This window comes from Klebsiella sp. CN_Kp097, from assembly GCF_040064495.1.
In the GTDB taxonomy this organism is placed as follows: Bacteria; Pseudomonadota; Gammaproteobacteria; order Enterobacterales; family Enterobacteriaceae; genus Klebsiella; species Klebsiella aerogenes.
Genome location: NZ_JBEAIL010000004.1, coordinates 34,759 through 47,576 on the forward strand (window position 1 = coordinate 34,759; position 12,818 = coordinate 47,576).

A 12,818-nucleotide genomic window follows, 5' to 3' on the forward strand; every position below is an offset into this window, starting at 1 on the left:
TGATGCCGTTATTTTGTCGTCTGGTGATAACCGCCGCCCAGTGCGGAAGTCAGCTGAATGCTGGCATCCAGCCATTGGCCGTGCAGACGCAGTGCGGTGATTCGCTCCTGAAGCGCAGGCAGCTTCGCTATGCTCACGCGGGAACCGGATAAGATTCCCGCATTCATCCGCGCCTGGGCGAGATTGACCACCCGCTGCGCGTCTTTTTCCACCTGCTGCTGCTGCTGGTTTTTCTCCATCAGCGTCTCGACCTGGCTTGCGGTTTTCGCTACCTGGTTCACCGCATCGACCACGGCTTTGTTGTATTTAGCGATCGACAGGCCGTTCTGCGCGCTGGCGATGTCGAGATTGGCATTCAGCCTGCCGCTATCAAAGATAGGCAGCGTCAGCCCGGCGGTGACGCCCATCTGCTGCGCCGAGTGGCGGAACAGATCGCTTAAATGCAGCGCATCCTGTTGCAGGAACGCCATCAGGTTGATATCCGGATAAAACGCCGCTTTCGCCGCATCAACTTCGCTTAGCGAGGATTCAATATACCAGTGGGCTTCCTGCAGATCCGGACGGCGGGCCAGCAGTTCATAGCCCAGTTCGCTCGGCATTTGCGCGCTGACTGCGGGCAGCGGCGCCGCTCGCAGATTGAGCGACTGGCTCTGGCTGTTGGTTAACGCCATCAGCCGCGCTTCAATCTCTTTCATATTACCCGCCACGTCGGCCAGCTGCTGATCGGTTTTGCTGACGTTAATGTCGTTCTCCGCCCCTTCGGCAGAGTTGGTGATACCACGCTGATAGAGCGCGGTATCGACGCTAACAATATTATTCTGTTCGCTTTTAACCTGCTGCAGCACCGTTTTTACCGCTGCTTCGGTCTGCCACTGCCAGTACAGGCGCGCCACGCTGCTGGCCAGCAGCTCGCGGGTCTGCGCCTGCTCGGCGACCTGGGCTTTCACTTCGCCGATACGCGCTTTCACCAACGCACGGTTTTTCCCCCACAGATCCAGATCCCAACCGGCAGTCAGACCAAAGGTACCATTGGTGTACCAGGGCCCGGTGTTGCCGTCGGTATCGGTAGCGAACGGTCCCATCAGGCCTTCCGCGGACATTTTCTGCCGTTCGATATCGGCGGAGAAATCCATCTCCGGACCAAGATTCGCCTGCGACATTCGCGCCTGCGCTTCGGCCAGTTTGATGCGCTGCGCGGCAATTTGCATGTCCGGGGCATTGGCTAACGCGCGCTGAATCAGATTATCCAGCTGGGCATCGTGGTAGTCTTTCCACCAGTCGGTGTGCGGCCAGCCATTTTTTACGGCGGCGGGAAGATCCATCGAAACATGAGATGCCGGGGTTTGCTGCTTTAAAGGGCCGCCAATGTCATGGGATGGCGCGCAGCCAGCCAGCGCGATGGCCAGTGGCAGTGCCGCCAGCACGCTTTTGCTCAGTGTAAGGTTCATTCTTCAGGTCGGGTTACTTATAAAGGTTGGTCATCATAAATTAATTGAATGACGTTCGTTAAGTAAAGCGTGTGCATTGACAATGAGTCAGCTAAAAATAAACAAAGTTATTATTGGAGTTGCAATGAGTCAGAACATTTATGACGATCCCGGTTTCTTTGCCGGTTACGCCACCCTTGATCGTTCGGTGAAGGGGCTTGACGGCGCGCCGGAGTGGCCGGCAATTCAGCGCCTGCTGCCACAGTTAGACGGCCTGCGAGTAGTCGATCTCGGCTGCGGATACGGCTGGTTTTGCCGCTGGGCGCAGCAACAGGGGGCAAAACAGATAATCGGTTTCGATCTCTCCAGCCGGATGCTGGAGCGCGCGCGGGAGATGACCACCGGCGAAACTATCGAATATCGCTGCGCCGACCTGCAAACCCTGACGCTGCCCGCCGAGAGCTGCGATCTGGTCTACAGTTCGCTGGCGCTGCATTACCTGCCGGATGTCGCCCCGCTGTTCGCCACGCTCTACCAGGCGCTGGTTCCCGGCGGTACGCTGGTCTTCTCCGCCGAACATCCCATCTATACCGCACCGCTGCAGCAGGGCTGGCAGGTGGATGAACAGGGGCAGAAACGCTGGCCGGTCAGCCACTATCAGCAGGAAGGCGAACGTATCAGCAACTGGTTTGCCGAGGGGGTGATTAAACAGCATCGCAAACTCTCAAGCTGGATTAACGCGCTCATCGCCGCCGGTTTTGTGCTGGAGCAGCTTGATGAGTGGGGCCCGAGCGCCGAGCAAATCGCCGCCCAACCGGCGCTGGAGGAAGAGAAAGAGCGCCCGATGATCTTTTTACTGCGCGCCGGTAAACCGGCTTAAACGGCATGCGGCCCGCATCAACCGGGCCGCCGAACAGCTTATTCCTGCAGGCTACCGCCGTTACTGGCAATCACCGCCTGATACCAGGCGAAGCTTTTCTTCTTACGCCGTTCAAGCGTTCCCTGCCCGCGATCGTCACGATCGACATAGATAAAACCGTAGCGCTTGGACATCTCGGCCTTCGACGCGCTAACCAGATCGATTGGCCCCCAACTGGTAAAGCCCATCAGTTCAACGCCGTCGGCAATGGCTTCGCGCGCCTGCACCAGATGATCGTTGAGATAGCTGATGCGATAGTCATCGTTGATGCTGCCGTCGGCTTCGATTTTATCTTTCGCCCCCAGACCATTTTCAACGATAAACAACGGCTTCTGATAGCGGTCCCACAGTACGTTCAACAGGGTACGCAGCCCCAGCGGGTCTATCTGCCAGCCCCACTCCGAGCTTGCCAGATGCGGGTTGGGCACCATGCTGAGAATGTTGCCTCGCGCTTGCTGGTTCAGCGCTTCATCGGCGGTAACGCAGCCGGTCATATAGTAGCTAAAGGAGATAAAATCGACGGTCTCTTTCAGCGCTTCCCGGTCGCCGTCGGTGATGGTCAGCGTAATATCGTTTTCGCGGAAATAGCGCTGCATGTAACCCGGATAGGCGCCACGGCACTGCACATCGCCAAAGAACTGCCAGCTGCGGTTTTGCTGCAGCGTTTCAAAGACATCTTCCGGCTTGCAGCTCAGCGGATACATCAGCCCGCCGAGCAGCATATTGCCAATCTTGCCTTGCGGTACCAGTTCATGACAGGCTTTGACCGCCAGCGCGCTGGCTACCAGCTGGTGGTGGATAGCCTGATAAACTTCGCCTTTGCTGCTACCGGCCGGCAGCCCGACGCCGGTCATTGGCGCATGTAGCGACATATTAATTTCGTTAAAGGTGAGCCACAGTTTGACCTGATTTTTATAGCGGCTGAATACCGTTCTGGCGTAGCGTTCGAAAAAGCCAATCACCTTGCGACTGCCCCAGCCGCCATAGTTTTTTACCAGCGCCCACGGCATCTCGTAGTGCGATAGCGTCACCAGCGGAGTGATATTATGCGCGGCCATCTCGGCAAACAGCTTGTCGTAGAAGGCCAGCCCGGCTTCGTTCGGCTCGGCGTCATCACCGTTCGGGAAGATACGCGTCCAGGCGATCGAGACCCGCAGACAGTTGAAACCCATCTCAGCGAACAGCGCGATATCCTGCGGGTAACGATGGTAAAAATCGATCGCCACATCTTTAATACCGCTGTCGCCCGCAACGCGCTCCACGACGTCGCCGAATACCCCCTGCGGCTGCACGTCGGAGGTGGATAAACCTTTGCCATCTTCCAGATACGCCCCTTCGACCTGATTTGCCGCGGTGGCGCCGCCCCATAAAAAGCCCTGTGGGAATGTTTTCATCGCTCTCTCCTGTAATTAATGGCTGACGGACAACAGCGGCTGGCCGGCATCCACGACGCTCGCGGATACAATCTCAACGCTACGGTAATCATCGCTGTTGCTGATAATAATTGGGGTCGCCAGGTCGTAACCGGCGTCCAGAATAGCCTGACGGTCGAACTCCAGCAGCAAATCGCCGGCCTGAACTCTATCCCCTTCTTTGACATGGGCGGTAAACGGTACGCCGTCGAGTTTGACGGTATCAATGCCGACATGGATCAGTAGCTCAATGCCGCTGTCGCTCAGCAGGCCGATGGCGTGTTTAGTCTGAAACAGCGAGGCGACCTCGCCAGAAAACGGGGCAATGACCTTGCCCACCGCCGGAATAATGGCCACGCCTTTACCCAGCAGACCGCTGGCGAAGGTGCTATCCGGCACCTGATCGAGGGCCAGCACGCTGCCGGACATCGGCGCCAGAATATCGTTTTCCGCCGCAGGCGCGACGACGACGGCGCCTTCCGCCTGGCTGCGCGGTAAGCCGGCGAAGAAGGTCAATACGCAGGCGAGAATGAAAGCCACCCCGGTGCCGATTAATCCGCCCCACACGCTAAAATCAATACCGCCGGGCGGGATCATCTGCGCCGGAAAGAAAATGTTCGGCACCCCAAAGGAATAGGCGTAGCTATTACTGAAGGCGGTGATCGCGCCGCCAATCGCGCCGGCGATACACCCGAAGATAAACGGGCGACGTAACGGCAGCGTCAGGCCATAAATGGCAGGCTCCGTGATGCCAAACAGCCCGGCGGAAAACGCGGAACCGGCCAGCATCCGCTGACGCGAATCGCGCGTGGCCAGCAGTATCCCCAGCACGGCGCCCACCTGGGCTATCACCGCCGGCAGAATAATTGGCAGCATAGAATCATGCCCCAACACGGTCATGTTATTGATCATCAACGGTATCAGCCCCCAGTGCAGGCCGAAAATAACGCATACCTGCCATAGCGCGCCCAGCACTGCGCCTGCCAGCCATGGGGCAAAAACGTAGATAACCTGATAGCCATTGGCAATCATGTGGCTCAGCCAGGTCGCCAGCGGGCCTATCACCAGAAAGGTCAGCGGCACTACCACCGCCAGGCAGATTGCCGGAGTAAAAAAGTTCTTCATCGCGGACGGCAGCACCGCGTTACTCTTCCGTTCCAGCCAGCAGCAGACCCAGGAGGCGAGGATAATCGGGATCACCGAGGAGCTATAATTGATATAGGTCACCGGTATACCGAGGAAGTGCTCCACGGGCGCCCCCGTCTGACTGGCTTCAAAGGCCTGAATCATCAGCGGGTGGGTTAATGCCCCGCCGATCACCATTGAGATAAACGGGTTGCCGCCAAACTTTTTGCCGGCGGTGTAGCCAAGAAACAGCGGGAAGAAAAAGAACAGCGCATCGCTGGCGGCAAACCAGATTTTATAGGTCCCCTGCTGCGGCGTGAGCCATCCGCAGGTTAGCGCCAGCGCCAGCAGACCTTTCAGCAGACCCGTCGCCGCCATCACGCCAATAAAAGGGGTAAAGATGCCGGAGATGATGTCGATGAGTTGACTTAATACCGAGCTTTTCGCCGCTTTCTCCTGCGGCACCGGTTCGCTGTCGTCGCTTAACCCCGCCTGCTGGCGCACTGCCAGCCAGACATCGTGAACATGGTTACCGATGACCACCTGAAACTGGCCGCCGCTTTCTACCACCATGATCACACCGGGGTTCGCCTTCAGCCCTTCGGCATCGGCCTTCGCATTATCCTTCAATTTGAAACGCAGACGTGTCGCGCAGTGAACCAGACTCACAATATTCTCTTTGCCGCCGACGCGGTGAAGAATATCCTGCGCGAGTGCTTTATATTCCATGCTCTTTTCCTTACTGCCGCTGCCCACAGACAACCGGCGACTGAGTATTAAAAATAAAAAAACCCGAGAACCACGCCGGTTGGCGTCGCGCTCAGGTTTTGCCTGCATCATGCAGTAACAATCCAGTTTTGTGGGGGAATTAACGCCCCTCTTTTCTTACCCGTTCAATATGAATGGCAAGAAACATAATCTCTTCGGTGGTCAGCGCCCGTTGATAATTCTTTTGCAAGTGCTTCGCCACCGTTTCCGCGCACTTCCACGCTTTGGCGTAGTTATCTTTCACCGCGCTGTGCAGCGTGACGTCGTCATCCTGCACTACCGTTCGCGTTAACATGCGCTGGGCGAAAAACTTCAGGTGGGTCACAAAGCGCTGGTAGCTGAGCGACTCTTCGTCATAGTTAAGCTGCAGCTGATACTTCACCAGTTGCAGGATCTCCTGCATCACCCGCGTCACGTGCATCACTTCCGGCATTTCGCTGTTGAGCTGCGCCGTCACCAGATGCAAAGCGATAAACCCAGCTTCATCCTCGGCAAGCTCGACGCCCAGCCGGCGGGCGATAATGGCCCTCGCCTCCTGACCCAGTTCGAACTCCTTCGGATACAGCCGTTTAATCTCCCACAGCAGCACGTTGCGAATCGCGACGCCGTTTTTCTGCCGCTCGATGGCAAAGTGACAGTGGTCAGTTAATGTGATGTACAAACTTTCCTGTAACTTTCCCAACCGCCCGCGGGCCAGGTCGATGATACGATCGCAGGTGGTCATCACTTCTAACGGTATCTGACTGAGTAATTCGCCTAAGCGGCCAACCAGTTCATCGCTTTGTAAGGCGAAGACTTTTTCAATTTTACTTTCGTCCAACGAGTCGCCCACGCGCTTTTGAAAGGCCAGCCCTCGCCCCATCACCACCTGTTCGCGCTGCTGCTCGTTGACCACTACCACCACGTTATTATTAAGTACTTTGGCGATTAGCATATGAACCCCAGAAACAAAAAAACCTGACCCCCGACAAATGCCAGGTAATCAGGTTTCGCCTGCCGAAGCAGTAGCAATCCAACTATTGCACTGTATCAACTTCTTGTGGCGACTCAAGCGCGAAGGAATAAAAACGTGATACAGCTCGCGTCGCATCGTGCAAGGATGAGTGCTAATTAATAAAGTGCGTACGGAATAACACCGCCTTATCTAATAACGTGCAATGGCGTTCGCTATCTCTGCTGAGGTTTGCAAGGTGCGAATTTCATTAAAGAGGCCAAGCGCTTCCGTGTATTCTTTGCGTAAATAGCCCAGCCACTGCTTAATGCGCGCCACGTGATATAAACCGGTATCCCCCTGCTTTTCCAGCTGGGTATATTTTTTGAGTAACTCAACCACCTGCGGCCACGGCATACGCGGTTCATTGTATTTAATTACCCGGCTGAGATTCGGCACGTTGAGCGCGCCGCGGCCAATCATCACTGAATCACAGCCGGTGACGGCCATGCACTCCTGCGCGCTTTGCCAGTCCCAGATTTCGCCGTTGGCAACCACCGGAATAGTCAGGCGCTGGCGGATTTCTCCGATGGCCTGCCAGTTGATACGTTCAGCTTTGTAACCATCCTCTTTCGTGCGGCCATGCACCACCAGCTCGCTGGCGCCCGCCTGCTGTACCGCGTCGGCGATTTCAAAGCGCCGTTCGCCGCTGTCCCAGCCGAGGCGAACTTTCACCGTCACCGGCAGGTGATCGGGAACCGCTTCGCGCATGGCTTTCGCCCCGCGATAGATAAGCTCGGGATCTTTCAATAACGTCGCACCGCCGCCGCTGCCGTTCACCAGTTTCGATGGACAGCCGCAGTTTAAATCCACGCCCCAAGAGCCAAGCTCCACCGCGCGGGCGGCGTTTTCCGCCAGCCATTGCGGGTATTGCCCCAACAATTGCACGCGCACCCGGGTGCCGGACGGAGTGCGACTTTGATGGTGCAGTTCCGGGCACAGTCTATAGAACGATTTTACCGGCAGCAGCTGGTCCACCACGCGCAGAAATTCGGTGATGCACAGATCGTAATCGTTAACCTCGGTCAGCAGCTCGCGCACCAGCGAATCGAGCACGCCTTCCATTGGCGCCAGTAATACACGCATATCGTTACCCGGAAAAAAAAGAGGCGCTATGGTAGCGCCTCTGTGCGTCGGTTGAAAGACCTCAATACCAGACCTTAGCGTGGTTCGAGGCAGTTATCCTCTTTCCAGCCGTAAAGCCACTCGATACCGCGGTAAAATTCATCCTGCGCTTTGCCCTTCCAGAGAAGATTACGTACCTGACGTTCGACCCCCGCCGCGTGATAAATCCGCCCCATTTCACGGGTTGACCAGACAATTCGCGCGGTACGCGGAATACGCACCGACTCGTACAGCGCGAAGGCGCGAGCGGCGTCGCCGTCGCACTGCTGCAGCGCTTTACCTATCGTTACCGCATCTTCCAGCGCCATGCAGGCGCCCTGCGCCATATATTGCGCTACCGGATGGGCGGCATCCCCAACCAGGGTAATGCGATCGTTGCCCCACTTTGCAACAGGCTCGCGGTCGGCAGTAGACCAGCGGCGCCAGGAAGTCGGCTTGTCGAGCATCTGCCGCGGGCGCGGATGAATCCCTTTAAAGTAAGAGAGCACCTCTTCTTTACTACCGTCGCGCACGCCCCACTCTTCGCTTTCGCGGCTATGGAAGGTGACCACCAGGTTGTACTGTTTGCCGCCGCGCAGCGGATAATGCACCAGATGGCAATGCGGCCCGGCCCACAGTACCGGCGCGTTAATACGCAGGTCTTCCGGCATGTCGGCGGCCTCGATCACCGCGCGGTACACCACGTGGCCGGTGACCCGCGGCGCATCGCCGAGCAGACTCTGGCGCACCACTGACTTCACGCCGTCGCAGCCCAGCAGAATATCGGCGGTCCAGCTGTTGCCTTTGTCATCAAAGACCGTCACGTCATCGGCGGTCTGGCGGATATCCACCACCTGAGTTGAAGTCCGGTATTCCACGCCGGGATGGGTCAGCGCGGCTTCCCAGACGGTGGCGTGAATGTCCACCCGATGGATCACCGCATACGGGCCGCCGAAATGGTCACGGAAGGCCTGCCCGGTCTCGATACGCACTACCTCTTCCCCATTCACCGCATCCATCATCGTGATATGGTCAGTAAACACCGCGCGCTGGCGCGCCACTTCGCCGACGCCGAGGCTATCCAGCGCTGAAAACGCATTCGGCCCCAGTTGAATACCGGCGCCGATTTCACCGATTTCATGCGCCTTTTCCAGCAGCATCACTTTGATCCCCTGGCGCGCCAGAGAGAGCGCCGTCGCCGCGCCGCCAATGCCGCCGCCAACGATAATTGCTCGCGTCACTTTCGCCATTTTCCCTCCTCCCTAGGCCGGAATTTTGTCTTGTTGATTTTCCGGCGCGGCGGCAATAAAGGCCGGTAGCCGGGTACAGGCGTCGTAAACCGCCTGGCAGCGCGGATAATGGCTCAAATCACACCCCATCCGCTGCGCGTTGGCCCATTGCGGCACCAGACAACAGTCGGCGAGCGTTGGTCTATCGCCGACGCAGAAAGCGCCGGATTTCGATTGTCGCAGCAGTTGCTCCAGCGCGCTCAGCCCCTGCTGGATCCAGTGGGCATACCAGCGTTTTTTGTCCGCTTCGCTGACCTTCAACTCATCGCTAAGGTAGCGCAAGACCCGCATGTTATTAATCGGATGAATATCGCAGGCGATGGCGTAGACCATCTCCAGCACCCGCATCCGCGCGGGATCCTCCTGCGGCAGCAGCGGCATTTGTGGGTAGTGGCGGTCAAGCCAGTCAACAATCGCCAGCGACTGACCCAGCGATTCACCGTCATCGGTGATAAGCGTCGGCACCAGCCCAACCGGATTGAGCCGCCGGTACTCCAGCGCATTCTGCGCCCCGATGCGGATATTCACCCCAACGCTCTGATAATCGATGCCCTTGAGGGCCAGCGCGATACGCACCCGATATGAGGCAGAGCTATTAAAAAAACTGTACAGCTTCATTGTTCACCTCACACCACGCGAACGGCGATAGGCGTCAGTCCGTCTACGTTGCCGGTAATCACATCCCCCTTCACCACCGCGCCGACGCCCTCCGGCGTGCCGGTGAAAATCAGATCGCCGGGCTGCAGTTCAAAAAAGCCCGAGAGATAGCTGATGGTTTCATTTACCGACCAGATGAGGTGGCGTATATCGCTACGCTGATGATCTTCACCGTTCACCTGCAGCCAGATCCCGGCCTGATTGACCTCGCGCGCCTCGGCGGCTTTATGCAGCGGCGCGACAGGAGCGGAAAGATCGAACGCTTTACCTATCTCCCACGGGCGCCCCATCTGGCGCATCTCCATCTGGCGGTCGCGGCGGGTCATATCGAGTCCGGTGGCATAGCCCCAGATATATTCCTGCGCCTGCTCCAGCGGGATGTCGCGTCCCGCTTTGCCGATGGCGACCACCAGCTCAATCTCGTAGTGATAGTTGTCGGTCTGCGCCGGATACGGCAGACCCAGCGTTTCGCCAGCCGCCACCGGCACAACCGCATCCGCCGGTTTACAAAAGAAGAAAGGTGGTTCGCGATCCGGATCGAAGCCCATTTCACGAGCGTGGGCGGCATAGTTACGGCCAACGCAGTAAACGCGGCGTACCGGGAACTGCTCATCGCTGCCAACAACCGGGATGCTAATCGGCGCCTGGGGTGCAAAAACGTATTGAGTCATCATTGTTTTCCTTCTTATTAATAACGCGCTTCGCGGAACAGGCCTAAGGCCTCCTGTACCGGACGGTCCGAGAAGCTAAATAGCACGCACTCTTCGCTGGCGTTGAACGATACGCCGTGCCAGGTTGGCGCCACGAAGATGTCTTTCGCCTGGAATGCAAAGGTTTGTTCACCAATCGTCACCTGGCCGCTACCTTCTACTACGTGGTAGATGGTGCTATCGGTGGTTTTCGCCACCCGCGACCGGAACCCTTTAGGCAACAGTTGCAGGAAAGCGCCCATCGAGGGCATCGGATAGCCGCCGGTGACCGGGTTGACGTAGCGCATCTTGTAGCCGTCCCATTCGTCGGCCTCGCCAAGATGGGTCAGGTCGTGCAGCGCCTCACGGCTACGGTCGTAGCGGTAGTTAAAAATCGGCGAGGAATTTCCCACCTGATGGCGCAGCGGCAGCATATTGGCAGCATAGCGCGGCAGGTAGTCGCCCTCTTTACGCGTCACCGGCTGCTGCTCCTGCGGATAATCTTCAGCAAATCCGCAGCCGAGATAGTTGACCAGCGGTAAATCGAGACCATCGAGCCAGACCACCGGTTCATCGCCAGGATTGCCGTGATCGTGCCAGCGCCACTGCGGAGTCAGAATAAAATCGCCGGGGCGCATTGGCGTGCGCTCGCCGTCGACGGCGGTGAACGCGCCGTGGCCTTCCACGATAAAGCGCAGCGCCGACTGATTGTGACGGTGGCTCGGCGCCACCTCGCCCGGCATGATGAGCTGCAGGCCGGCATACAGCGACGCGGTAATGGACGACTGGCCGCGCAGCTGCGGGTTCTCCAGCACCAGTACCCGACGCACCGCCTCTTTAGCGCCGATTAACTGCCCGCTTTCCAGCAGCAGCGGGCGAATTTCCTGATAGTTCCAGTACGCCGGGGCGCAGTTGGCATTCGGTGTTTGCGGCACCAGATGGTGCAAGGATTCCCACAGCGGCGTCAGATTCTGCCCGGCAATATGCTGGTAGAACTGCTGGCGTTCGCGGTTCGATTGCGGAGTAGATAGGGTCATTATTGTTCTCCTTATTTATTCGCGACACCCGCAGAGGGCAGCGCGTCGGGTACAGATCCAGGACGGCGAACCGCCAGCATCAGCATGATGAGCATCACCGCGCCGATCGCCGCCGGTACCGCTATAACGTAAAACAGCGTGTCGAAAGAGAGATTCATCGCCATCATCATGCCGCCGGAGAGCGAACCAACGATGGCGCCGCAGCGGCCGATGGCGTTGGACCAGCTGACCCCGGTCGCGCGGCTCTGGGTTGGGTAAAGCGTGGCGGTCAGCGCATTCAGGCCCACCTGCGAACCACTCACGCCAATTCCGGTGCCGAAAATCGCCAGCGCCATCAGCCACAATCCGTTTTCGCTTAAACCGATCATCACGATGCACAACGCGCCCAGGCAATAACTTAGCGCCAGTACAAAGAAGGGATTGAAACGGTCCATCAGGATGCCGAGCAACAGTGCGCCGAGCGTGCCGCCCACCTGAAACGCGGCGGTCACCCACGAAGCGTGCTGTAAATCGATACCACGATGGTTAAGCAGCGTCGGCATCCAACTGGAGAGCAAATAGATAATCAGCAGGCTCATAAAAAACACCACCCAGAGCATCAAGGTGATCGCCAGTTGTCGGCCGGCAAACAACTGGCTAATGCTGCCTTTCGGCCCGGCTGCCGGTTCGTCGAGCCAGAAATGGGTCTCGGGATAGCGCTCGCCGGTGATAGCGCTGACGGTTCTGGCGATAGTCGCCTGCGGCAGCCCGCGACGAACCTGCCAGCGCGGCGATTCCGGCAGCGCCCACAGCAGCGCGACGGCCAGCAGCAGCGGCAGGATCCCGCCTAAGGCCAGAATGCCGTGCCAGCCGATATGCGCCACCAGTTGGGCGCTCACCACCCCGCCCAGCGCCGAACCGAGGGTGAAGCCGCAGAACATCAGGGTAACTAACGCGCCGCGGCGGCGGGCGGGCAGATATTCCGAAGTCATGGTGATGGTGTTGGGCATCGCCCCGCCTAATCCCAGACCGGTGAGGAAACGCAGAAAAACCAGCATCTCTAGATTCGTCGAGAATGCGGAGAGCAGACTAAACAGGCCAAACAGCGCCACGCAAAACTCAATCACCCGTTTACGACCGAAACGGTCGGAAAGCGGGCCGCAGAGCAGCGCCCCGGCGGTCAATCCCAATAGTCCGGCGCCAAACAGCGGCGCGAGGTCGCTGGCGCTCAATTGCCAGTGAACACGGATATCGGGAGCGATGAAGCCAATGGCGGCGGTGTCAAATCCATCAAGCATCACCACCAGAAAACAGCAGATAATCACACGCCACTGCAGGGCGCCAACCGGCGCTGCGTTAAGTAACGTCTGTAGTTCACGTCGTTGAGCCATAATGATGCCTCAGTGCAGGTCAGGGTAGAT

General features: G+C 58.0%; 11 protein-coding genes. 1 reads left to right on the forward strand and 10 read right to left on the reverse strand.

All coding sequences use genetic code 11. The features are described 5' to 3' along the window. Positions 1-8: 8 nt before the first annotated feature. Positions 9-1,448 carry a multidrug resistance outer membrane protein MdtQ gene (mdtQ, locus tag ABLV07_RS05820; RefSeq protein WP_045359634.1) on the reverse strand — a complete coding sequence of 480 codons (1,440 nt, stop codon included), beginning with the start codon at positions 1,446-1,448 and terminating at the stop codon, positions 9-11. 124 nt (positions 1,449-1,572) lie between these two features. Here mdtQ and ABLV07_RS05825 point away from each other — a divergent pair, with 124 nt between their 5' ends. Next, complete coding sequence (locus ABLV07_RS05825) at positions 1,573-2,307, forward strand: class I SAM-dependent methyltransferase (RefSeq protein WP_020078296.1); 735 nt, start codon at positions 1,573-1,575, stop codon at positions 2,305-2,307. Positions 2,308-2,345: 38 nt separating this feature from the next. Here the strand turns inward: ABLV07_RS05825 and ascB are convergent, their stop codons facing one another. The 9 genes from ascB to ABLV07_RS05870 all read right to left on the reverse strand — a co-directional run bounded on the left by ascB (position 2,346) and on the right by ABLV07_RS05870 (position 12,788). Then, complete coding sequence (gene ascB, locus ABLV07_RS05830; protein ID WP_020078295.1) at positions 2,346-3,740, reverse strand: 6-phospho-beta-glucosidase; 1,395 nt, start codon at positions 3,738-3,740, stop codon at positions 2,346-2,348. A gap of 15 nt (positions 3,741-3,755) precedes the next feature. Beyond that, the gene (gene bglF, locus ABLV07_RS05835) at positions 3,756-5,723 is read right to left on the reverse strand and encodes a PTS beta-glucoside transporter subunit IIABC (RefSeq protein WP_162184139.1); all 1,968 of its coding nucleotides are present in this window, start codon (positions 5,721-5,723) and stop codon (positions 3,756-3,758) included. 28 nt (positions 5,724-5,751) lie between these two features. Further along, the gene (gene bglG / locus ABLV07_RS05840) at positions 5,752-6,585 is read right to left on the reverse strand and encodes a transcriptional antiterminator BglG (RefSeq protein WP_015365726.1); all 834 of its coding nucleotides are present in this window, start codon (positions 6,583-6,585) and stop codon (positions 5,752-5,754) included. A gap of 210 nt (positions 6,586-6,795) precedes the next feature. Continuing rightward, positions 6,796-7,728 (reverse strand): tRNA dihydrouridine(16) synthase DusC, encoded by a 933-nt coding sequence (dusC, locus tag ABLV07_RS05845; protein WP_015365725.1) that lies wholly within the window; start codon positions 7,726-7,728, stop codon positions 6,796-6,798. A gap of 74 nt (positions 7,729-7,802) precedes the next feature. Continuing rightward, positions 7,803-8,996 carry a 3-hydroxybenzoate 6-monooxygenase gene (locus tag ABLV07_RS05850; RefSeq protein WP_015365724.1) on the reverse strand — a complete coding sequence of 398 codons (1,194 nt, stop codon included), beginning with the start codon at positions 8,994-8,996 and terminating at the stop codon, positions 7,803-7,805. A 12-nt stretch (positions 8,997-9,008) separates the two neighbouring features. Continuing rightward, positions 9,009-9,653: a maleylacetoacetate isomerase gene (gene maiA, locus ABLV07_RS05855; protein WP_015706104.1), complete on the reverse strand. Its 645-nt coding sequence runs from the start codon at positions 9,651-9,653 to the stop codon at positions 9,009-9,011. A gap of 8 nt (positions 9,654-9,661) precedes the next feature. Then, a complete protein-coding gene (locus ABLV07_RS05860) occupies positions 9,662-10,363 on the reverse strand; it encodes a fumarylacetoacetate hydrolase family protein (protein ID WP_048229075.1) in 702 nt (233 codons plus the stop codon). 17 nt (positions 10,364-10,380) lie between these two features. Beyond that, positions 10,381-11,418: a gentisate 1,2-dioxygenase gene (gene gtdA, locus ABLV07_RS05865; protein ID WP_015365721.1), complete on the reverse strand. Its 1,038-nt coding sequence runs from the start codon at positions 11,416-11,418 to the stop codon at positions 10,381-10,383. An 11-nt stretch (positions 11,419-11,429) separates the two neighbouring features. Continuing rightward, positions 11,430-12,788, reverse strand: a complete 1,359-nt coding sequence (locus ABLV07_RS05870) for an aromatic acid/H+ symport family MFS transporter (RefSeq protein ID WP_020078293.1) — start codon at positions 12,786-12,788, stop codon at positions 11,430-11,432. Positions 12,789-12,818: the final 30 nt, after the last annotated feature.

Coding starts and splice junctions, on each gene's coding strand:
- bglF (WP_162184139.1), bottom strand. CDS start 5,723: ATGATGCAGGCAAAACCTGAGCGCGACGCCAACCGGCGTGGTTCTCGG.
- ascB (WP_020078295.1), bottom strand. CDS start 3,740: ATGAAAACATTCCCACAGGGCTTTTTATGGGGCGGCGCCACCGCGGCA.
- ABLV07_RS05860 (WP_048229075.1), bottom strand. CDS start 10,363: ATGACTCAATACGTTTTTGCACCCCAGGCGCCGATTAGCATCCCGGTT.
- ABLV07_RS05870 (WP_020078293.1), bottom strand. CDS start 12,788: ATGGCTCAACGACGTGAACTACAGACGTTACTTAACGCAGCGCCGGTT.
- ABLV07_RS05825 (WP_020078296.1), top strand. CDS start 1,573: ATGAGTCAGAACATTTATGACGATCCCGGTTTCTTTGCCGGTTACGCC.
- bglG (WP_015365726.1), bottom strand. CDS start 6,585: ATGCTAATCGCCAAAGTACTTAATAATAACGTGGTGGTAGTGGTCAAC.
- maiA (WP_015706104.1), bottom strand. CDS start 9,653: ATGAAGCTGTACAGTTTTTTTAATAGCTCTGCCTCATATCGGGTGCGT.
- dusC (WP_015365725.1), bottom strand. CDS start 7,728: ATGCGTGTATTACTGGCGCCAATGGAAGGCGTGCTCGATTCGCTGGTG.
- gtdA (WP_015365721.1), bottom strand. CDS start 11,418: ATGACCCTATCTACTCCGCAATCGAACCGCGAACGCCAGCAGTTCTAC.
- ABLV07_RS05850 (WP_015365724.1), bottom strand. CDS start 8,996: ATGGCGAAAGTGACGCGAGCAATTATCGTTGGCGGCGGCATTGGCGGC.
- mdtQ (WP_045359634.1), bottom strand. CDS start 1,448: ATGAACCTTACACTGAGCAAAAGCGTGCTGGCGGCACTGCCACTGGCC.